Origin of the sequence: Oscillatoria sp. FACHB-1407 (assembly GCF_014697545.1) — a bacterium.
GTDB lineage: Bacteria > Cyanobacteriota > Cyanobacteriia > Elainellales > Elainellaceae > FACHB-1407.
In genome coordinates this window covers 295330-319446 of the sequence record NZ_JACJSA010000001.1, presented here as the reverse complement: position 1 = coordinate 319446, position 24117 = coordinate 295330, and the positions used below count along the sequence as shown (strand labels likewise).

Annotated in this window: 7 protein-coding genes; 6 read left to right on the top strand and 1 reads right to left on the bottom strand. The window is 49.0% G+C overall.

Features of this window, described 5'->3' with window-relative positions; all coding sequences use genetic code 11:
* Positions 1–2 precede the first annotated feature (2 nt).
* The 6 genes from H6G89_RS01275 to H6G89_RS01250 all read left to right on the top strand — a co-directional run bounded on the left by H6G89_RS01275 (position 3) and on the right by H6G89_RS01250 (position 8203).
* Entirely contained in the window at positions 3–1391 is a 1389-nt protein-coding gene (locus tag H6G89_RS01275) for a hypothetical protein (protein ID WP_190503372.1), read from the top strand.
* A gap of 87 nt (positions 1392–1478) precedes the next feature.
* The gene (locus tag H6G89_RS01270) at positions 1479–2648 is read left to right on the top strand and encodes a glycosyltransferase family 4 protein (RefSeq protein ID WP_190503370.1); all 1170 of its coding nucleotides are present in this window, start codon (positions 1479–1481) and stop codon (positions 2646–2648) included.
* Between the two features lie 8 nt (positions 2649–2656).
* Positions 2657–3865 (top strand): glycosyltransferase, encoded by a 1209-nt coding sequence (locus H6G89_RS01265; RefSeq protein WP_190503368.1) that lies wholly within the window; start codon positions 2657–2659, stop codon positions 3863–3865.
* Positions 3866–3891: 26 nt separating this feature from the next.
* Positions 3892–4527, top strand: coding sequence for a YdcF family protein (locus H6G89_RS01260; RefSeq protein WP_190503365.1), 636 nt, complete (start codon positions 3892–3894; stop codon positions 4525–4527).
* A 325-nt stretch (positions 4528–4852) separates the two neighbouring features.
* Positions 4853–6148 carry a glycosyltransferase family 4 protein gene (locus H6G89_RS01255; RefSeq protein WP_190503364.1) on the top strand — a complete coding sequence of 432 codons (1296 nt, stop codon included), beginning with the start codon at positions 4853–4855 and terminating at the stop codon, positions 6146–6148.
* 825 nt (positions 6149–6973) lie between these two features.
* Positions 6974–8203: a hypothetical protein gene (locus H6G89_RS01250; protein ID WP_190503362.1), complete on the top strand. Its 1230-nt coding sequence runs from the start codon at positions 6974–6976 to the stop codon at positions 8201–8203.
* A gap of 327 nt (positions 8204–8530) precedes the next feature.
* On the opposite strand, the gene H6G89_RS01245 is transcribed toward H6G89_RS01250, so the two are convergent.
* Positions 8531–23722: a LamG-like jellyroll fold domain-containing protein gene (locus tag H6G89_RS01245; protein ID WP_190503360.1), complete on the bottom strand. Its 15192-nt coding sequence runs from the start codon at positions 23720–23722 to the stop codon at positions 8531–8533.
* Positions 23723–24117 lie beyond the last annotated feature (395 nt).

The following is a 24117-nucleotide window of genomic DNA, read 5'->3' as shown; positions in this document are numbered from 1 at the left end:
ACATGCCACTTAACTATTTTGTAGGTCTAATAGTTGCCACAGGATGTGTTGCTCTAACAGCACTTTGGGTTGCTTATCGCCAAAGTCGTGACACACTGCATCCGTTGGTTTACTTGGGTTTAATGTTGTTCTATTTATACAGCTATCTCCCCTTCAGCCTAGTACAAGAAGACGCTAATTTTTTACAAACTTTTTTGTCTGCCTCTCAACTGGAATATATACAGACCATCAATTTAATTGGGGTCATTAGTATCTGTTTAGGGGTCTTGTTCGGCAGTAAAAAAACACGGTTTAATCCCTTACTTCAGCACAATTGGAGCTTATCTCCAGTCGTCCGTAAACGGCTCAAACAGGGTGCTATTGTGTGTGGGTTCCTAGGAATTATCGGATTTGCCTATGGCATTGTGAGGCAAGGGGGATTAAGCATAGCCTATGGTCGAGCTTATGGCGGTGGGTGGAGTGAATCGGGCTATATTCGAGAAGCGATTCTCTTAACATTACCTGCGTTGCTCTGGTTGATGGTAAGCCAACTGCAACAAAAGTTGACTTCTAAAGACTGGATTTTGATCGCGGTGTTTGCTACTCCTCTTCTGATGCATGGCTTTTTAGGGGCACGGCGAGGACCAACCGCCATGATTTTGACGGCTGCTGTTGTGGGTTGGTACTTTGTACGATTTAAGCGTCCCCCTTTGCTGCAAGTGTTTGGTGGGGCGATTGCCCTTGGCATGTTGATGTTATTTCTAGTGTCTAACCGGGGCAATATCTACCTCGGTTCAGATTTTCAGTTTGGAAACACCTCCAGCTATGCTACTGAAATTTCTAGTGCCAACGAATTCATCTATGGTGGAGGAGTCATTCTAAACACAGATGCCACAGATGCTTATTTGTGGGGACGACGATACTTCACCATCTTTTTTATTCGTCCAATTCCTCGATTTCTCTGGCCCACTAAGTATGAGGATGCCAGCGCGATATTAGGCATCCCAAACCTGGAATTAAATTTAGGAACTGGGGGAGAAACCTTTGAAAATACTCTGGGTTGGTCTGGTGCGGTTGGCTCTGCACCCGGATTAATTGCAGATATGTGGCTAGAGTTTTGCTGGATTTCATTTCCTGTCTTATTTGGCATTGGTTGGGTATATGGCATGGCATGGCGAAAAGCCCTAACTCGTGGAGGGTTATGGATTGCCGTTTATACCCTGATGTCAGCACTCTCAGTCTACTTAGTGATGCAGACATTAGAGGCAATGGCATTTCGGTTTTTGTTTATGACCGGAGCTACGTGGTTAATTTGGCGATATAGCGGTGGTAGGCGTTCTTCACAAGCATCGCTACCTTCTTCAAACTATCCAGTTTACGACTCCTTAATACCCCCTCCTTCTCGCCGATAGCTTCCGGGTTTGGGTTGAGTAACCTGCAATATCTGAACAGGCTTCTGAATATGTCAATGTCCGTTCAATCAGCACTTTAATCGACCTGTGAATACCATTGCTATTATTCACACTCAGTGTGGTCCTTATCATCTAGCTCGTGCTCAAGCATTAACTTCGATTTATCCGGGGTCTGTTGATCTCATTCAACTGACCTCTCAAGAACGGCAGCGTCAGTGGGTTGTTGATGCTTACCCAATACCTATCACGACAATCGCTGATGGGGTATTAGAATCATTGTCGTCAACTCATCTCATCAACCGATTACTCGATCACTTAACTAAAACTCTGCCAACCGTCCTCGTTGTAGCAGGCTATAGTCATCCGGCGATGCGAGCTGCCATTAAGTGGGGAAAGCATCGTCGAGTTCCTGTCATTCTTCTGTCTGACTCTCAATACTGCGATCGCCCTCGCAATCTACTATTAGAAACCATCAAAGGAAACTGGATTCGCAAACACTGTGATGCTGCTTTCGTGGCAGGTGCAAGTGCTTCTCACTATTTAGAAACTCTAGGGTTTCCAAGGCACAAAATATGGCGAGGATATGACGTGGTAGATAATCATCACTTCGGTCAAGCCTCCCAAATAATCCTGCAACATGAAGCAGACGAGCGACAAAAGTTAGGCTTACCGAAAAATTACCTCCTTTATGTCGGACGCTTTGCCCAAGAAAAAAATCTATTGCGACTATTAGAAGCCTTCAAACTCTACCAATATCAAACAAGATTACCTCCCTGGTCACTGGTCTTAGTAGGCGGTGGAGAACAGGAGGTAACTCTCAAAGTAAAAGCTAATCAGTTAGGATTGCAAAATCTTATTTGGTCTGGATTTAAGCAGATTGATGAGTTACCAGCTTACTATAGTTTAGCCTCTGCTCTGATTCTTCCCAGTGTGAGTGAACCGTGGGGGTTGGTGGTCAATGAAGCAATGGCTTGTGGTCTTCCAATCTTGGTATCTGAGCGTTGTGGTTGTGTCTTAGACTTAGTGTTTCCAGGTATCAATGGTTATGTCTTTAACCCATTGGATACTCAGAGTTTAGTGGGGGCGATCGTTGATTTAACTATGCAATCTCAAGATCAACGAATCCAAATGGGGAAGCATTCTCGACAAATCATCTCAAACTACACACTTGAGAGCTGGGCAAAAGCTTTGACAGACTGTGCACAGGCTGTCAGCAGAAAAGAGTTTGAGCATCTTGTTAAACTTAGGACTCTTTAACTAAGCCAATGCAAAATACATCATCCACCAACGTTTTATTTATTTCTCCTTACATTAGTCCTACCTACGGAGGTACATCCAAAGCAATCCTTGAATTGATATCTGCGCTAGGTTGGTCTGGGGCAACCATTGATTTAATTACCAGCAATGCTGATGTTCATGACTGCTTAGATGTTCCGTTACACACTTGGGTTCAGCAGGATGCCTACCGAGTTTGCTATTTTCCTTGCTGGCATAGAAATGATTTCATTGTGAGCCAAAGCTTATTAGCATGGTTAATAAAAAACGTGAAACAGTATGACGTAGTTCATACTCACACTATTTTTTCCCCTTTAATTTCAATCTGTCATTGGATTTGCCAAGTCCAAAGCGTTCCTTATGTCAGTTCCCCGCATGGAATGTTAGAACCTTGGGCGATGCAATACAAAACTTGGAAAAAGAAAGCTTATTACTCGCTAATTGAACGCTCAAATGTGTTGAGAGCAGCTTTTATCCATAGTATTTCAAGCAGGGAGTTGAGCAATATTGCTGCCCTATGCCCTGACGTAACGATTCAGTTAATGCCAAATGGAATTAACCGAGCCGATTTCTCTCCTCTGGTTTCCACAGATTTTTTTTACCAAAACTATCCTCACCTTCAAAATCAAAAAATCATTCTATTTCTAGGACGAATTGATCCTAAGAAGGGGCTAGATCTTTTAGCCTCCGCGTTTGCCACTGTTCGTCAGCGTATATCAGATGTTCATCTTGTTATTGCTGGACCTGACAGCATTGGCTTTTTAGAAACAACAAAACAATATTTTGCTGACGCTAATTGTCTTGATGCAGTCACCTTTACTGGAATGCTGACAGGAAACCTGAAGTATTCTGCCTTAACGGCTGCAAACCTTTATGTTGCGCCATCCTATTCTGAAGGGTTTAGCATGTCGGTGTTAGAAGGAATGGCAACAGGACTACCGTGTGTGATTACGACAGGGTGCAATTTTCCTGAAGCTGCAATTAACAGAGTTGCTCATGTTGTAGACATCGATGCTCATGCTATTGCCAATGCCTTAACAGAATGCCTACTTAACCCTCAAGAAGCAGGGGAAATGGGCGATCGCGCTCGTCAATTCATCTTTGAACACTATACATGGGAACAATCTGCTCAAAAATTAATTCAAGCCTACAGACAAATTATCAAACATAAGCCTAAAGCCAGTATGGTAATTGTTTGATGATGAAGTTTGCCCATAAAGGCACTATGCCCAAAAGACAACTCCTTCCCAAACTAGGGTTTATTCTCGTTAGCATTAGCCTGATATTGCTGGTAATACTGTTGGTTTTGAGTGGTAGCATCGCAATTAATTTAGCGATTGCTCAATCTGAGTTTCCTCACCCTCAAGCGATTCTCACATTAGGTGGAAGTCCAGATAGAGAAGAATTTGCGGCTGAACTTGCTAAGAATAATCCCACCCTACCCGTTTGGGTTTCGACTGGCTCGACTCGTGACAAAGCTCAAGCAATCTTTGAGGAAGCAGGAATTCCTCTCGATCGCGTCAATCTCGATTATCGCGCCGTGGATACAGTGACCAACTTCACCTCACTGGTTCATGACTTTCAAACCCAGGGCATTCGCCACGTTTATTTGATTACATCTGACTTCCACATGCGTCGAGCCAGGGCGATCGCCTTCTTTGTCTTTGGTAGTCGCGGTATTTTCACCACCCCGATTGCGATGTCTTCCAAGCAACCTCCCGAAACGCTATTGCATGTCAGTCGAGATATTGGGCGATCGCTCTTGTGGATTGCAACGGGACGTACAGGAGCTAGCTTCAATCCCAAGTTACACAATAAAGTAGGAATGACTCACTCTGATCAGAAGTTACATTCCAGTTGATGTGAACTAAAGACAGCATTTAAAAATACGTTGAAAAAAGAATATTTTATGCCAGCTAAAAATCATAAAGTAATAATTTTGAGGCAACAAAATCAGCTTATTCTGCGTCATTCATTCCGGAACGTATCAAATTTGCTTTGAATGTTACTGTGATTCACTGAGATAACCTCGCCTTAACGATCAGTAGCATCGCTTAGGATTTCCTAAGATTTGCGATATTTACAGGGTCAGTTGCATCACCACAGGGTTGCAAACAAACAAGTGATGAAGTCGCTTGTTTGGTGGTTGTGTTGTGTTACCTGTTGTTGAGCAAATCCAAATACAAATGAAATTATCGCAACGAAGAATATGGTTTTTAGGAACAAAAACGGCAGCGAGTGTTGCTCCTAAAGATCCCATTCGTTTGTCAATTATCACTCAATTCTTCCCACCCGACTATGCCCCTACCGGGCAATTGATTGATGAACTGGCACGTCTGTTGAGTAATCAAGGAATGTCAGTTGATGTGTTCACAGGGCAACCAGGATACGCATTTCAAGAAACCACCGCTCCGATGAATGAGTGTGTTGACAAGGTCAACGTGCGGCGATCGCGGACTGTTCGCTTTTGGTCACGACGAATTCGCGGCAAGACCATCAACGGAATTCTATTTGTTTTACGTGCTCTATTTCATCTGTTTCACATTCGTCAAAGTCACATCTTATTGTTGACAACTGCACCCCCATTTCTACCGTTGTTAGGTTATTTCGCTAAGGTATGGTTCAAACAACGCTATATTTGTTTGCTCTATGATCTATATCCTGACATTGCTGTTCAACTGGGTGTCATCCCAGAACAGCATTGGGTAGCAAAACTATGGCGACGGATCAACAAACAGGTTTGGCGACAAGCAGAAGCCATTATCGTACTTAGCTCCAGTATGAAGGATCGTGTGATTAACCACTGTCCTGAATTAGCCGATAAGGTTTATGTGATTCACAGTTGGGCTGATCCGAGTTGGATTGTGCCCCTCGAAAAAGAAGCGAATTGGTTTGCGCAGAAACATGATCTGGTGGATCAATTTACCGTCCTCTATTCCGGCAATATGGGACGATGTCACGATCTTGACACCATCATGGCAGCGATCGAAGAGTTGCGCGATGAACCAATCAAATTTGTTTTTATTGGAGATGGTGGCAGACGGCAATTTTGTCTCGATTACGTGCAACAACAAAACCTCACCAACGTTTTATTTTTGCCTTATCAAGATAAGCAAATTCTGCCCTACTCACTGACCGCCTGCGATTTGACCCTGGTCAGTGTTGACTCCAAAATGGAGGGATTGGTCGCCCCCAGCAAATTGTATTCTGCTCTTGCCAGTGGACGACCGATCGCCGCTATTTGTGACAATCGCTCCTATCTCAGCACGTTGATTAAACAGGCTCAGTGTGGTGCCACTTTTGAAAATGGCAATGGAGTTGGGTTAGCAAGTTTCATTCGACTGCTCAGAGGCGATCGCCAACTCGCAGAACAGATGGGGCAATCCGGACGACACTATTTGCAAACACATTTCACCCCTCCGATCATTTCAAGGCAATACTTTGATCTCATGCGTCAGGCGGTTTCTGTGACCCGACGCTAAGGATTGTGGACTTAATAAATCCGCAAACGGTACGGGCGGGTTTAGCAGACTAATCTCTGCCCTGCAATGGATTTGACGACAAAACCCGCCCCTACCCAGTATCAAACTTATTTAATTCCCATTCCTAAGTTATAGCAGTACTCACTAAGGTTAGGACGGGGTGCAGGGGTGGAACCCCTGGCTGGGGCTACGCCCCCATACCCCCCTGGTTTTATTTCCAAACCCTATCTGTGAATCACAGTACCTAGTAAGGGGAGGTGCCGCAGGCGGTGGGGTGTGCTCTGTAATAGTGATTTCTAGAATTGGGATAAGATGCTCGCACGGGTTGAAACGATTTGCCTAAAGGGAGTGTGAGCGTCTCGCTCACGTCTGTTGACGAATGCGAATGACAAATGACAAACGACAAATGACAAACGACAAATGACGAATGACAAATGACAAATGACAAACGACAAATGACAAATGACAAATGGCGAATGACAAATGGCGAATGACAAATGGCGAATGACAAATGACAGCCTGCTAAATGTGCCAGTTTGAATAGCGATCGCCCTCTGCTAATTTAACCTGCAAAGCGGTATAGCATAAGGAAACTACCTGACTGCCTGACAAATCTTTTATGCTTGGCGATTGAAATCGCAGCTATCGGAGCAAAACTCGCCGACACGGGTTGCAGAGAACCTTGATGCATTGAGTCCACGCAGGTGGACTTCAATCGGGCAGGCGCGAATTCCATTCGCCAGCCACAGCCCAGAATATCGAGGTTTTAGAACTTTTGTCAGTCAACCAGGGAAACTGCTACTCATCTGTATTAGCTAAATCCCTATGTTTAACCGAATACGTCGTCTTTTAAGGCAATTTTTTAGCAAATCCAGAACAATCAACAACGAACCACTCAACAAAGTGAGCTTGATTGTCATTGTTCTGATTGATATTTTTATTCTGGTCAACGTTTTCTCAGGGCTAAACGACATTAGCCAGTGGCATCTGAGTCCCTCACAGGTTTACCCCTGCTATGCCAGTTGGAACGACTATCGCACTCAGACGGTCGAGACGAAAGATTACGATGCTTTACAGGCGATCGCCATTACCGATCGCACAATTCAACCCCCTCTTCGGCAGATCTATACCGAATACGAAGTGGGGCATTTAGGCAGTGTTTCTGATGTCTGTCTAACTTATGCTGACTACGCTGACCCCATTGTTAATCCTGACAATCAGCAGATCATCAACACCCTGAATCAAAAGCAAACTGAAATTGCAACGTTAGAGGATACGAATCGCAATTTACGGGCTCAATATGACTCAACCCTGTTAGAAGAAATTGCTGGGCAACCGCGTGAACAATCTATTAACCCGGTTGAAGCAGGGAGAGTGCGAGCCACCCTGGAGGAGAATGATCGCAAAATTGCTACTCTAAAAGCTGAAAGTGCCACCCTCAAAACAGAATTGGCCAATAAGCCTGAGAGTCAGGCATTTCTCAACTTTTTGAAGGATGAGGGTCAGTTTGAAACCCTGCAAGCACAGTACGATCGCGCTTCCTTCTGGTATCCCAGTATTCAACTGTCATTTCAAGTACTGTTTTTGTTGCCGCTGATTCTGATTACGGGGGCTGTTCACAACCGAGCCCAACGTCGAGGACATGGGTTAATCGCCCTAATCAGTTGGCATTTGTTAGTGATCTTCTTTATTCCACTGATTTTCAAAGCCTTTGAATTTCTGCAAATTGGGGCTGTTTTTGAATTTCTGGTGGATATCGTCAGCACATTGTTAGGAGGGTTGCTGTTTTTAGTCAGCTACCTCTACATTCTGCTGATTCCCCTGGTGGGCTTTGGCATTATTAAGTTCTTTCAACGGTTTGCCTTTAATCCCAAAATTCAAGCCGCTAATCGAGTTCAAAATTCATGTTGCATTAAATGCGCAAAACGCATTCGTCGTCAGGATCATCATTGCCCCCATTGTGGCTATGACCAATATACAGAGTGTCCCACCTGCCACGAATTAACGTATAAATATTTGCCACACTGTCGGCAATGTGGAGCAACCCAACCTTAATTAACGTCAGTTCGGTTTAAGAGCCTGGCGGATGAATTCGAGCCTATCCGATCGAAGTCCGCGGCTCGACTGAATAGAGGGATGATTATTTTGACACAGACGTGAGCCAGATGCTCACACTCCTTTCAGGTGAATCGTTTCAACCAGTGCGAGCATCTTGCTCGCGACTCATTCATCGATCAGCAACGCCCAAAGTTTTAGGCTTCACATGCGTAAGTCCTAATATGAATTTTGAAGGGGCGTTTCGCGAAACGCCCTTACTTCATCCAAGTGGGTGTTGCTCTATAGCGATTCCACATGAGTTGTGAAAGTGCCCACTCTACTCAACTATTCCCCAGACGCTTTCAACGCTTTGATGACCTCCTGCTTAAATTTGCCATTATCGGCTTTAGCGACATAGCGTAAGCGAATCACCACATCCTCAATTTTTGGGAGGGGGAATTGATTTGGAGTGTCTTTTGGCAACTCTAATCGCCAGGAGGAGACGGCTCCTGTGCCCTCAAAGGGGAAGTAGCGATCGTCAAACAAAATGTTGAGGTCAAAGTTACCAAAGGTGCCGCTATTTTCCTCCGCTCTGGAGATAGCGATTTGTTGATTGGCTCGCCAATCGACCCGTAAGATGCTGGCGTCGGGTTGTTCGTCATTGTTGCCCAGCAGATATTCCACTGCCTTAATATTGGGTTGTAGCAGCGTTTTGTTACTCCGCTGAATCACAGTTGCATTCACCGATCGCAACTCTAGTTCTCGGCGTTCATTGGGTGATATGCCGTCGAAGTTAACTTGAATGGAGATGGAAATGGTTTTGAGTAAGCGGCAATAGTGACCGGGATAGTCCTCGTCAAAGAGTTGTTCGCTCAAGTCAAACTCGCATAGCCCATTGGTTTTTAGCTCGGTGAGTTTGTCCTTCAGCGTTTTCAGTGCGCCGTTCAAGTTCGGTGACACTTTCAATGAGATCACTTTTTCCATTTCCAGGAAACGAACGTCGCGATCGAGGTGGAACTTGTCCATTCGGTTGAGTTCTAGCATCAGGGACTCCCCTGCCAGCAAGCCTTTTTTGAGGCTATCCCAATGACCAAACGTGATAAATGTATCAGTAGTGGGTAGCTCAAATTGCAACGCTTTTTCCGTTGCTTTCGCCAGGTCATACGCCAGTTTGTAAGCCTGGAAATAGAGGGCAGAGAGGCGTCCGATCATCCAGTTATACAAAGCTTGACTGGAGAATTTGCTGCGATGGAAATCGGCAATTTCTTGCTTCTGAGTGATGGATTTTTGATGCAACAGCAATTCCTGTTGGGCTTTGTTCAGGGCAATTCGGGCGGCTGCGATTTGCACTTCCATTTCTTGCAATTCTGACTCAGCCACTTTCTTCTCCTGTTTCCACTCCTTCTTGCGGCGTTTGTATTCGCCGATTTTGTCGGTCATGTCAGCGGCAGTATCAAAAATCTCAGCCAGTTCCTTCGCTTGAGCCGCGATCGCCCCTGAGACTTCACCTGCGGCTGTGCCTCCCGTTAATGCGAGGGATACTGGCGAACCCGCAACCCCGGCACCACCCACAATCAAGTTGGGAACAGCAAAACTGGCGGATGAGATGGTTTCTGCCCCTACGGCAACTGAGCGGCTAACCTGCGCCAGACCCTTCAGCGTTAGATACGCTTCTTCTTCCATGATCAAGTCTTCATCGATCAGTCCTTGCAGGTGATCTCGCTTGGCTGTGGTGCGTTGTTGGTTGATTTGCAACTGGTCAATCTGCTTTTGTGCGCCATCGATCTCCCATTGTTTGACTCGCGTTGTCAAATTGAGAATGACTTGCTCATGGGTGTTGAGCATGACTTCTAGATGAGCCGCTTCCCGCTTTTCGATCGCCTCTAATAACGAGGCACCTAGCTCTGTCACAAACGACACCATCTCTTTGGCTTTCTCCAGCAAATAGGCATAGCGATAGTGGGGCACAGGGGCACTCACCTCATTCAGCACACTGCCCAAATCGCGACCTCCGGCAACGGCTCGCACCAACGCCATCGGGTCAATCGGTGGGTCAAACAGTGCCAACTGACGGAACACGCCTTCAATATTGAGGCTATGGCGGATCTTGTAGAGCCGATCTTCAACACGATCCCAATAACTAATAAAGGTTTCGTTTTCAGGAACCGCGAAACTGGTGATCAGGTGACGGTGGGGACTGGCTCCATTGCCGTTAAACAAGGTGCGTTCATCGCTCGACCAGAATTCAAAATCGAGGTTGTTTTGTTGAATGAAACTGGTGTTGGCTCGCACCAATGTTTCATGTTCGCGCAGGAAGTCGGCGTAGGTGCCCACTTCTCTCAACTCTTTGACCGCCTTGACTTTGGGACGTTGCCCTAAGAGGTTGTACGCCAGGACATAGAGCATGGTGGCTTCGTTGATCGATTCGCGGGTATCGCGAGTAAACAACGCATCACCCCAGTCCAACAGGTTGTCGATGTATTTCATGACGATCGCCTTCTGATACGCAACCAGACGCAAACGGGCGATCGCATGGGGATCAAAGGGATCGTTGCGATATTCGGCGAGGGCAGTGGAGTTGGTCAAGAGACGAGCTAAAGACTCAACCTGAAAATTACGGAAGGGCACAAACTGCCAGTAGCGATCGTTAGGAGAGGTGGCGTTGGCAGGTTCGCGAGTAGTGGGGTTAAAGATGTAGTGATACCACCGTTGAGCATCGGCAAAGTTTTGGTTGGCGTTGAGCCGATTGGCAATCAGGAAAGGAATATGGAAGAAGATCTCCCAGTAATACAATCCGTATGCCCCTTCAAAGTCAATGGTTTCAGGACGACCCTGGCGATAGGTGCTGGGCGGAGTGATGAGGGTGGGATTGTGTTGATAGTCGGCAAAATTCCACTCTTGAGTGAGTTGAGAATAACGGCTAACCAGGGCATCTAACCCACCCTTAAACAGGTTTTGGCTTAACTCGTGAATGGCGTAGGTACTGAGCCGCTCTACCTTGAATTTGAAGTGGGGAGGAACCGTCTGATTAGACTCGTTGAGCGTCGCTTCCAGTCCTGGATCGTGATCAAAATAAACCGTCACGGGTTGCGGTACGGCGCGGGTTTGAATCTTGCCATATTCAAACTTCAAGCGTTCTTCGACGGTTTTAGCGGGTTGCTCTGCCATCAACAAAAACTGCTCATTCTTGGTATTGACGATGTACCAACCGGGTTGATTGTTGACATCAAATACCGTGGATTCAAACGCAGGCAAGTTCTGCAATAGCGTGTTTTGGGTATTGCTTGCGCCGCTCAGATAGACCTCGATCGCTCTGACCAGAATGGTTAACACGATAGGGACAGGTTGTCTTGACTCTACAAAGCGGTCGTATTCGTCGATGATGGATTGCAAATAGGCGGGGTTGTAGTTGCGGAGATTGTAGCTAACGCCGCCCACTGTCACTGTGGATGTGCGGTCTTGGGTGTTTCCGGCGATCGCAAAGTCATTCATACTCAACCCATCGGTGGTTGAGACATGCAAACTAGATTGCGTCACGGTGACATCGTAGTGCTTCTGCGTATTCCGTCGCTCTAGGGTCAGGTTAAAGCTGCGGTCGTCCAGGTTATTGCGCAGCGTGCCAAGTGTATCGCCATAAAAGATGATCATGCGCTCCTGATCAGCCACAGGCAACAGCCCAAAGCTCGATCGCTCTAGGAGCAGCCCATCCCCATTGGAATCGGAGGGTTCGATCACCAGATTGGCGTTCTCCCGGTTGGTGTCAAGCGGCAGATGCAAAATTAAACCCAACTCATTGCCGTCTTTACGCTGACTGATTTCACCCAGAATGGTGGACTGATCTCTGGCATAAGACCACAGTTGAAACTCGCTCAGGTGAGCTGTGACTAACTCACTTGAATTGAGATCTTGCGGGTCAGGTTCGTTGGGTTTGCCAAGGGTGAGCGATCCCCTGTTGGGCAATAGAGTTGAGAACACATCACGGGTTTGAGTCGTGGGTATTCCCTTCGATTGGGTAGTGCTGAGCCATAGAGTTGAGTTATTGGGTCGGTGTTGAAACGTTAAGGCAATGTTAGTCCACTTCCCAGACTCTATGGGGGATTCAAGGACGAGGCGATCGCTCAGGATGACTTGCAGCGTCAGGGATGGAGTTCCCCAGACAAACTGCGCTTTGGCGGGCTGATCTGCTGCTGTTTGCAGACGCTCCGCTGCCTGACGATTGGTTTGGTCGCCAAGCGAAACGATTTGATTGGTGAGGTCAAATCCAAAAGAAAACGTCACGAGTGCTCGGACTTGTTCAACCATATCGTCGATTTCTCTAGTCAGAGCGTTGATCTCTGTTCCAATCACTCTTAACGTGCCAGTCCGAGTGTTTCCTAAATCAACCTGAGTCGCATTTAAGGTTCGAATAAACTCATTGTTGAGTTCTCTCAGTCTTGCCGTTGCCTGGTTTAACGAGTCGAGTTCGTTAATCGATTGTTCCTCTGAAGGACGAGTTTCAATGAAAGCGATGGCAGCTACCGACGCTTTGAGTACCCGACGTGCCTGCAAAAACACTGGATTCAGCGTGTCAAGCAGCGACTTTTCGATAGCCTTTTGAGTTGGATTGGCGTCTGGCAAAGAGATAACTAGCTGTTGCGCCAGGACAGAAACAGCAAGTTGACCATCCTCGTAATTAAACAGTTCCAGGGTTGCCGATTGGGAATATGAGGAGACTACCCCCTGGTCGATCAACTTCGCCCAAATGCTCCAGGTGGAGTCAATGGAGTTAAGGTTGACCGATCGCTGTAGCGCAAAGTTTGCCTGGTCATTTTGGCGAGCTACTTTGAGAACATTGACAGGTTGAAGGGTGCCATTTTCATTGGGATCTGTGACGGAGAGATCGAGCGATCGCTGCACGTTGACCCGTTGCCACTGTTGCAGTTGAATGGTGGCGTGATCAAGCTTGCGCCCCAGTTGGAGATAGGTTTGGGGTTGTGCCCAGGCTTCACTGAAGTTGTAGTATGAGTATTTGACGGTCGGTTCATAGACATCGCGGCTCCGTTGCTGTTCTTCGGCATCAACGTAAGATTCTGTAGTTTTGGTGATCTCTGCCCAGAACAAGAAGAGGCGATCGAAGGCATAAACGGGCGTCACATGGTCGGCATTAATCGTCAGATCGATCTTGCGCCAGGGCAACCAGCGAGACGGGTAATGGCCTCCCTGCTGTGCTTCCCAGTGCATTTCCAGATGGACTTCCCGGTAGTAGTAGGTCTGGGGTTGGGTGTCGGTGCGCCCAACCAGATAGAGAATCCTGTCAGGTAATGCAGCATCTGCATCACGCTCATTGCGGGTAAACGCTCGCAGATAGCTACCGACAATTCGCAAATTTGCCAGTTCAGCAAACTTATCCAAATAGTTGGTGTATGCCCGTTCTACCGATCGCTGATTGATGTCGGATTGCAGTAACTCCTGCTCCAGTTCCTCAAATAGGGGCGTTTTGTTATCGCGCAACTCCGGCTCAATGTAGTTCTCGGGATACAAAAAGACCTTGCGATTAGCCTCCCAGACGCGGTAGTTCTTCATCCACTCCCATTCCTTCAGGGGAACTGTGGACGGATCAACCCCTTTCTCCAGGTTCATCAGACATCGCTGCACATACAGTTGCAAACTGGCAGTGGCTTGCACGATGCGGGAGGTTTCGACTTCACCGCTGACCTGTGGATCTAGCAGGAAGTATTCATACAGCAAATCGGCTCCACTGCGAGAGTCGGTCTTCTGGCTGAGTTTTCGCAGTGCCAGACTGAGCAACGCATCCCGTCGGCGTACAGCAATCTGATTGTGGATAGGCTGATAGATAGCCTGCCACTCCTCGGTGGCGTATTGGGCACGCAAAACTTTGAGCACCGCAGAGGCTAACTGCTGGAGGTTCTGGAAGCTTGGCTCCAGCGACGCAAGTTGAATCAACAAGTCAACATCGGTCTGCAAAACCTGCGCCAGATCCATAGCGGGTTGGAGTTGCTCCAGATCAGCCAGACGGTTATAGAGTTGGGTCGCGCCAAAGTAGGCTTGCAATCGTTTCAGTTGTGCTTCATCCCAGGCAGTTAGTGCAACGATCGCCCCGGTTGCTTCCGCAGGTGTGGTGGTTTGCAACAACCGCAGCAGGTTACCACTGGTGTCGTTGTAGGTGGTCTTGAAGGTTTTGAACTGGTGCAGGCGATTGAGATCGAGGGTCGTGGGTTGCAGCACGTTGCTCACGGAGAAGCGATCGGGATGGTCGAACAAGACGGCTAACTCAGCGGCAGCTAATTCAAAGCGGGTTGCCAGACTCAACACTTTGGTCAGGGTATTGAGATAGGTGATCAGTGCTTCCGAAGGGGCTGAGCCAGTGGGTTGCAGCGTTTGCATCTCCGTCAGGAATTGGATCGGCTCCATCATCGACTCATATTCCTGAAACACCACCTGCATCAAGTCGGGTTGAGTGTCAAACAGGGTGGCGAGTTCCACCAGAATGGCGTTTTTGTGCTCGTCTCGCAGGCGTGTCAGGAGGGTATTGACCTCGGTTTGATGCGGTTCTGCGGTGGCGATCGCGGTTATGGCTCGTTTGCCATCCACAAATTCAGTGGTGCTGAGAAAGCCTTTAGCATCCAGTTCTGCAAAGATGGTGAGCGACTGAGCTTGCGTGATCTCGGCTGAGATAAAGGAATCGCCATTAACCAGGAAGTCCCGCGACTGGCGCATCAAACTGTCTGCCATATCGCGTACCGTTGCTTCGTCCAGGCTTAACAGGCGATCGCCCGTTACAGGACTGGCAAAGAATTCCAGGTCGGCGACTGTTAATTCGGTGAGTTTTAGCCAGTCGGCGCGTTCCACCAATTGCACTACATCGCTCAGGGTGTTGACTGACTGGAGATGGATCAACTCCATCAACCGCAACAACTCCGGAACTCGCAACCCCAACAACCGGGACAATCGAGCCAATCGGTAGAGTTGGTTGAGATAGCGGTTGTCGAGATCAATGATCGGGTCAGTTCCGCTGAGGGATTCTACGATCGCCGTCAGGTCAGCATCGGAGACTTGCAGTGCCCCCATGAGGCGCGTCCGAATCTGGCGATCGCGATTAGGACTGTCCTGCCCCAACTTGCCCCAGCGCAGAGTGGGATAGGGTTCCCAGTCATCACCCAGGCTACCTCTGGGGTTAAACACCTGGTCATACAGGGTGACTCCATCCTCTTGCCCAACGTGCTTGATGCGATACCACAATGCTGTCAGGCGATCGATCGAGAGATTGCTCTGGTCTTTGAGGCGTTTGATAGTGGCGAGTCCCTCTAAGGTCGCCGCGTTTAACTCGGTGTCCGGTAAGGTTGCCCGTTGCGGCAGGATGATGGGTTGAAGCTGTCCCGGTTCGATGGTCGCACTGTGGCGGTTGCCACTCATATCGCGAATTTCGGTGTCTGTGAGATTGTCAAACACCCACCACAACGCCAGGAAAGGTTCATCGCCCTGCAACTCCTCCATGCGGGTGCTAGCGATCTGAGCGGTTGTGCGAGCCGTGTTCCAGATGCGTACCTCTAGAATTTGCCCGTGGAAGTCGTGTCCCGGTTGGTCTTGCGATACGCCATCGTGGAAGCGCACTTTGCCCCTGACGCCCCCTAATGTGGGGAACCCGCGATCGCCCCACAGTTGCGAGCCGAAACTAGCATCGATCTGTCTGCCATCCAAAAAGGCACGCAGAGATTCGGGACGCACTTCTGCTCTGCCATCCAGCACGAGAGCGGCATGATGCCATTTGCCCGATTGAATGCGATCGGTTCTCAACCAGGTGCCCTGCCAACCACTCTCGATGGCAGGAACGTTATATCCACCAAAGTAAAGCTGACTATCAAAGATGTAGAGGTTCAAGCCGCGCTGGTCATCCCCTTCCTGATAAATCACCTGTTTGCGATCGGAGATGCCTTTGTCTTCGACGCGGAACCAGATCTCAATCGTGCGGCGCAAGCGAGCCGAGTCGCTGCCCTCATCCGTCATGGGAACCCATTGTGGAGTGCCGTTAAAGCCCAATACCTGCCGCTGCGATCGCCAAAAGCCCTGGTCGGGTTCAGTCAAATCCACTAGGTCAGGGTGGCGCGCCCCCACGAAGTCTCCCAACCACAACTGATTGTCGCTAATAGATTCATCAGCTGTGACCGCACCCTGCGGTTCATCAAATGCCCAATAGCCGACCAACTCTCGCGATGGGTGGGGTTGTTGATACCGTTCTGCAATGGCTACATCCAGCGAATGAGCCACGTTCCACAGGCGCACTTCTTTGATCTGTCCGGTGAAATAGCGATTTCCCCCATCCTTACCAATCTCAATACGGGTGACCCGCAGCGTTAGCGGAGTTTGCAAGCGGCGGATGTTAGCCTCGCTGGCAAAATCGGGTTCCCCGGCTAATGCAAAGGTGACGCGATCGCCATCCACCTGCACTGCTACAAAGACAAACTCCCCAAAGGGAATGGCGTGAGTCTGGTCGATCAGACGGATCTGATCCTGCACATCCAGCAGACTCAGCTTAAAGTTTTGCTGACCATTGGGACTGACGGTGATGCCAAACCACAGTTTCACCGCTTGCCCAGTCGGAGTGAAGCCAATCAGGCTGATGATCGGGTTTTCCTGTTCGACCGGGGAGTTTGCGGAACCCGCTAAATTGACCCAGGCTGCAAGCGTCAGTTGGGACAACTCGAGTGGTTGCTGCAATGCCCCCGCCACATACTCACCCCGACCATCAAATTGCAAAGCTCGCAGGCTCAACGGACGCAACAACAGGGGATAGTTGTCTACCCTCGCCCAGCGCAGCGTGTTATTGGAAATATCGGCAGTGGCAAACAGGGTTGAGTCTGGCTCAAACAGATTGCGAGCACTGACATTTGTCCACAAAGGCGGATTGCTATCGAGGGCATCATTGCCAAAATCTTCTGACAGGGTGATAGAGCGGAAGGCTGCCAGTTCATCAAAGAATTTGCCGCCCTGACCTGCACCCCAAACGCCTACGGTGCCACTGGTAAGGCGATTTCCACTGTCATCGTAAGCGGCTATGGAATAATCGGTTGGTTCATCCTCACCATCTCGCCAGATCTTCGCTTGAATCGTGGTGCGATCGCCTCCAGCCTGTACCTCAATACGGAACCGATACCAGACATTCAACTCAGGTGTGATCCCCGAATCGGTGTCTCCCTTTAACGGAACCGCTGCACGAGGGTGAGCCACCAGATGAAACGTGTTCAATTGTGGAGTTTTGCCATAGCTCAACCGATAATAAGCATCTCGCTCTTCCGGGTAGCGACTCAACACCGTCACCCCAATGCCCCCTTCGGCATGGGTCAGGCGCAATTTACCGACATAGGTGTAGTTTGACCAGTCCAACACCTCATCGGGCACGTTGTAGTGAGAATGGGCACTGTACCGTTCGACTGTAGTGCCAAAGACAGTTTTGCCATCAACCTCAACAGTCTTAAATAGATCCGGTTCCGGCACAAAACTGTGACGAATGCTGGTATCCACCCAATGGTTAGGATGCTGGTTAATCGCCAGCGTCGAGAAATCCTCAAATAAAATGATGCCTTCAGATACCTGCAAGTCATCAAAATACTTGATTCCATCTCCCTCCGCCCAAATTCCAATCGTGCCAGCGGTTAACCGCCCAGGAATGTTCTTAGCCGGGTCTGGCACACTATTGTCATAGCCCTCCATTTGAAATAGTTCTGGAATTGGCTCTTTTTCTTTCCAGACCTTGGCTCGGATCTCCGTCCGGTTCTCCCCATTTCGCACCTCAACCTGAAAGCGATACCAGGTATTCACTTCGATTCTGATATTTGTATCGCGTCGATTGTTGTCGGTGGTGATGCCTCCGGGGTCAGCCCGTAGCCCAAAGGTGCGCTCTCCGGTCGATGCCCCCACTCGCAAGCGGTAGTAGCGATTGCGGTTTGGCTCCGAGGCTGTATGGCGACTCAGGAATGTAACTCCAATGCCCCCTTTGGCAATGCTTTTCCCGGCTTCGATATCAAACGAGGAGGACGCAATTTGCAATCGCCCGGTATAGGTGTATTGGCTCCAACCCAGGGCGATCGGAAGGTTGAGATGGGCGTGTGTCTCATTGTTTCCTGAGCCAATGGAGAGCACTTTGTTGCCCCCTACCTCCATCACTCTGACTTCCCGGCTATTGCCCCTGGTAACCTGCCAATCCGTTGGCAGTTGCCCCACGGAGGTTGTCTCAAAGTTGGTGTTGTAGAGAACCCGTCGCTGCACCCGCAGATCGTCAAACAGTTTTAGCCCCATATCGGCTGCCCAGATGCCAACGGTGCCCGCTTTGAGTCGTTGATCGCCATCCTCAAAGGCTTCAATTTGAAATGCCTGGGGTTCCTGGGTACTCGATTGCCATACTTTTGCCCGAATGCGGGTCTGGTTGAGGTTATCGTCGCTTTCGACCTCAATCCGGAAGCGGAACCAGGTGTTGGCTTGAACCGCTACTCCCGAATCACGGGTGCCACCTAGCGGTGCAATGTCACCGGGGATCAGGCTCACCAGTTGTAAGGTGGTGGATGAATTGCCGTCATAGCCGAGGCGATAACACCGTTCCTGTTGTGCTGGAAACTGGCTCAGCACCGTTACGCCAATGCTGCCTTTGAGGTCGGCTACATAAAATCTGCCTGTGTAGGTGTAGTTTGTCCAGGTGGAAACGGCAGGATTTTCAGTGGGGTTCGTGTAGTGGGAATAGGCACTGTTGAGTTCGCGATCGCCCGTCTCTGTGAAACTCAGCACAATATTGCTGGCGTCGGTGGGATCGGCGATCGCCTTAAACAGAGGAAGCGTTTCATCAAAGTCAATGCGGGTGCTGGTGTCTACCCAAAAATCGGGGTCTTGATCGGGTGCGAATCTGCCAAAGTTTTCCTCCAGCAGGAGATCGGACAACGTGACGACCTGTAACTCGTCAAACCATTTCAAGCCATTGCCCCCTGCCCAAACGCCGACGGTGCCCGCTGAGAGGCGAATGTCGCTGGTGTCTGTCACACTAATCGGGAACGTGCTCGGTTCGTTACGCCCTTCTTCCCAGACTCTGGCTTTGATCGAGGTTTCCGTATCGGTACTGCGAACCTCAATGCGGAAGCGGTACCATACCTCTGGACGTGCCTCCACACCGGAATCAACGCTGCCTTCGAGTGGGTAAATGCCGTAGGGTCGTGCATCCAGATAAAAAGTAGACTTGAAGCGATCGCGTTTGAGTTGATAACACTGATCCCGGTTATCGGGATAGCGGCTCAACACACTCACGCCAACGCCGCTATCTGCCGCTGTGAACCGCATCTTGCCCGTGAACACATAATTTGACCAGGTCAACGCCTCTGGCACGTCATAAAAGGACTGCATGTTGTCCAGCGTTTGATCGGTGCCCAGAGCATGGTTTCCACCCAACGCCACCGTCTTAAACAGCAACGCATTGTGTTGAAACTGGATGCGATCGCTCGTGTGGTTCCAGCCAATCGGGTCTTCCGGGGGATTGTATGGCTCAAAGTTGCTGTCGGCTAACAGAACCTCCGCCCGAATGCCGATGGGGGCAATGCGTTCTACCTTCAGCCGATCGAACCGCTTGTTGCCTGCACCAAACGTCCATACGCCGACGGTGCCCTGTGTCAGTCGATGGGGGCTGGGGTCGATCGCCTCCAGTTGAAAGGCATCTGCTGGAGGTTCAATGCCCTCTAGCTCATCCTCCCAGATCTGCACCTTAATCTCGGTCTGGTTGTTGATATCCTCAACTCGGATGCGGAAGCGATACCAGGTATTGGGTTGAGGGATGACCTCCACTGCTTTTGTGATGGTCAGGGGTTGAAATCCGTGGGTATGAGCGACGAGATGAAACTGCGGTTTTTGGGCATATCGCTGCAACCGATAAAAGCGTGCCTCATTGGGATATTGGCTCAAAAAGGTGACTCCAATTCCCGCATCGGCGTTGTCGATGTAGAGTCTGCCGCTGTAGACGTAGTTTGACCAGGTGAAGGCATCGGGAGCAACGTAATGAGAAAAGGCATTTTCTAGCTCAATTCCCGTGCCATCGGCAACAAAGGCAATATCGCGGGCTTGCAGAGTGCCAATGTCGATGTTGGTCAATGGAGTAGCTGGATTCTCAGCCTGGTTTTTGATCTGATTGCCCTGACCCTCTTTGGTGGGGAAATAGGCGACTAAATTGGGCGATGCCGGGGGGGCGACGTGGCGATCGCTGGCAATCTCGGCGGCAGTTTTTGTGATGTTCCACAACCGCAGGTCGGTGATCTGCCCGGAGAAGAAATAAAGATGCTCGACCTCAACGGCTGAGTAAGCCTCCTCAAACTTGGTGATCCCCAGTTCACCTAACCCTCCCAGATAGGCGACTCCCACTGGACTCAGGCGATATCCCGGAGCGATCGCCCCTCCGGTTGGGGTCTGCATCGGGTTGCCGTTGAGATAAGCCCGTAGCTCAATCAACTCCAATGGCAATGGTCGCGCATCCGCCCCATCAGGGGTAGGAAACTCATCCTGAGCGATCGCCAGGTGATACCACTGGTCATAGGCGATCGGTTCCGACTTAAAGATCGACTGTTGCAGGGCATTCTGCTCAAAGGTGTTTGTCCATGCCAACACATGCAGCCGATGTTGATACAGATAAACACTCAAGCCCGCTTCTGCGTCACCCTGACTGAATAACACCTGCTGGCGATCGCTCAAGCTTGCATCAGTGGGGTTAAACCAAAACTCCAGCGTAAACCGTTCATATTGCCCCAATCCCCACCGTCTGGAGTTGCGCTGATCCACCCGTTTGGCATCATGGATGACAATCACATCGTTGTCGCCATCAAACTGCAACACCGTTCCTGTCGTGGCGATCGGCAACGGGGGCAACAGACGATTGGTTAACGTAACGCGATCGGGGGCATGATCCCCAGCAATGCCACCCAGCACCAATGGGTTGCGCGAACCAGGAACCGCATCGGGGGCAAGGCTGATATCGGCATCCGTCTCAATCTCATTCAATCGCCAATAGTTAATGAGCCCAGGTTCTCCGGTTGGAAGGGGACGATAGAGATACAGGGCAATCTGTTCCTCAGTGCGGGGTTGATTCCAGATGCGGATCTCCCGAATGATCCCCTTGAAATAATTGCCCTCAACCCCGCGCCCTACGAGGAGATAACTGTTAGCGCGATCGCCCTCCTCCGCGATCAGGGGTTCAGCAGGTCTGATCAACCACTGGACATCCATGACGCCATTCACATGGATTTTCACAACCTGCTTGGAGGTATTCTCCTTGTCGAGAACGATGGCAACGTGGGTCAACTGTCCCACTGGGATCGCGTCCTCACTGGTGTAACTCTGCTCCAGAGAATCACTCTGGAACACCAGTCTGTTAGCACTGTCAATCCACAACGCAAATTGCGATCGCCCTGTGGCTCGATTGCCCTTAAACAGAATGGTGCTCTTCTCTGCTGTTGCTTCCAGCTTGATCCAGGCTTCCAACGTGATCTCTTCCAGATCCCCATACGCGATCGCATTCGCTGCCAGGTAGTCGTCAACGCCATTAAACCGGAAGCCCTGACCTGCCGAGAGGGGATCGAGCACCAAATCCTCTTGTACCCATCGAGGTTGAGTCGAGAATTGGGAACCTCCCATGATGCCGTGGTTGCCATTGGGAGTTAGATCTAACAGGGCGTTGGAGGGAGTTTCTGTCAGTGCCCAATATGCCACCAAACGCTGTTCTCGTCCGGTTAGACGGCGATACCGATATTCCTGGATAGCCGACTGGCTACGGGCAATTGACCAGATTCGCACCTCTTTGAGAATGCCTGTGAAATATTCGTCGTAGAGATCGCGCCCCAGGTAGAGGTCATCCCCAATTGAGACAATTTCCCAATCGGCTAGCGACGCAACCGAAACATCAACCTGGTTCAATAGATTGCTGCTATTGGGGTTAGGGTTAGTGTTGATATCGACATCAACATTGACCGGATCACCGTTGATTAACAGGTGAATCGTTTTTTTGGCGTTATCAACCGCTACCGCAACGTGGCTAAATACCCCGGTTGGAATGGTGACAAGACTTTTGATCTCGATGTCTTCCGTGGCAGACAACCTGCCATAAAACGCCAGACGATTTGCTGAGTCCACCCACAGCATAAAGTGCAGTTGGTGCTCTGCCTCGCTGCCTTTGCTGATAATGACGTTGCGCCCTGACTCAGTGGGATTGATCCACGCCTCAATCGTAAACTCGTTTAAATCTAAATTTTTGACATTGCGGCACTCTACATAGTCGTTAATGCCATCCAATAACAGAGCCGTTTCGGGAACGTAGGGTGCATGGAGCGATCGCAATGCCCAATCGAGATCGGCAAACGACCACTCCAGTTTGCGCGCCAGCTTGAGGAAGCGATAGATGCGATCGAGTTTTTCTAGACTGAGGTTTAACAGGCGATCGTAGCCATTGTTGCTGCCTAAGGCGATGGTCAAATAACCCAAACCATCATTGACATTGTTGATGAAGAACAGGCGGGATAACCCGGCATTGATCTCGTGGCGATCGAGGTCTTGAAACAGCAACTGATTCAACTGCGATCGCGTTAGCCCAGTTTGCTCTAGAAACACCTCAACGTTTTCTAGACCAGTTTCACCCGCCAGCGATACATCGCCATACACCTGCAATGGAGCGGCTAACTCCGACACAATTAAACTAAATTCTTGAGGGGATAACTCTAAAGCCTCTCTGGTAATTCGTGTTTTGATCCCCTGATTTTGAGATGAATCAAATGCCTGATAAACGTGATAAAGACTGGTTTTAAGTTGCTTTAAATAGGTACGAATTTCATCGAGTGGCAAATGATAGGGCAGATGCATCGGAAAGACCGTTTCACTGAGAATTTCGTAGGCATCTTGATCCGCCGTTTCAATCGTTTTAATGAATGTTTCTAACAGTTCGTTGACTAAATCAACATAGGGGATTAACTCATGAGCGTTTTGACAATCAAGCCGAATCCGTGAGAGATCAGGGCGACGCCAGTGAAGCTGACAGGAATCCGGAATCGAATTTCTCTTTTCAGAAGGATTGATGTTAGAAAGATCACTTTCGAGAATATTGGCTTCAATAAACCGCAGTAAATCAACAAAATAAGCGGCTGGACCCAATATTGATCGGCAGTGTTCTTGCTCAATCGCATCTAACCCACCAAACAAGCGTTTATAAGCTGGAATATCGGCTTGTTGTCTGATGAATTCATCCGGTAAATCAGTAGGTAAGTTGTTAAAGAGAGTTTGCTGAAAGTGAGATGCAAAAACATCTTGAATGTTGAGCCAAAGCAAGTCTGCTTTCTGCTTTAGATTGACGGCTAATCGGTAGACCTGCCGCGCCTCTCTGGAGCCACCTTCAAATTTATCGGCATGTTTCCTGACAAAGCCATCTTCACTTTGAGTGGCGATCGCTGCGATCGACCCCAATTCAGGATCAGTCTCTCTGAATCGTTCAAAGAGTTCACGGGTAGCAACCTGAAAGTCAATTGACATCATTGCAATCTCTCCTGAATTAGTGCAATAGCACCTGATTTTGAACATCCCTGAGAATGAGTTTAGAAGCTGTTTTGCTGAAATTAACCTTACAAATCTAATGAGATTCTTAAGATCGCAGGGGATAGATTTACCCCAATGAAATACCAATGAATAGGTATTGCGTTTGGTGAAGGTTTCCCAGCCAAACAAATGGGGTGAATTGTTCAATCAACCCAGCCTTTCTAAACTGCAAACGGTGGAATTTACGAAAATAACTCATCAGCCAGTTATACGTTTGAGTCATGCTTAATATGCAATGAACGGCTCAAATGTTGGGCTGATCAAATAGGATCTTGACATAACAAATCGGTGTGCTGTTTGAAATGACGGATGGTTTAAATTAGTCATCTCACAAC

Coding starts and splice junctions, on each gene's coding strand:
- H6G89_RS01250 (WP_190503362.1), top strand. CDS start 6,974: ATGTTTAACCGAATACGTCGTCTTTTAAGGCAATTTTTTAGCAAATCC.
- H6G89_RS01255 (WP_190503364.1), top strand. CDS start 4,853: ATGAAATTATCGCAACGAAGAATATGGTTTTTAGGAACAAAAACGGCA.
- H6G89_RS01275 (WP_190503372.1), top strand. CDS start 3: ATGCCACTTAACTATTTTGTAGGTCTAATAGTTGCCACAGGATGTGTT.
- H6G89_RS01245 (WP_190503360.1), bottom strand. CDS start 23,722: ATGATGTCAATTGACTTTCAGGTTGCTACCCGTGAACTCTTTGAACGA.
- H6G89_RS01260 (WP_190503365.1), top strand. CDS start 3,892: ATGCCCAAAAGACAACTCCTTCCCAAACTAGGGTTTATTCTCGTTAGC.
- H6G89_RS01265 (WP_190503368.1), top strand. CDS start 2,657: ATGCAAAATACATCATCCACCAACGTTTTATTTATTTCTCCTTACATT.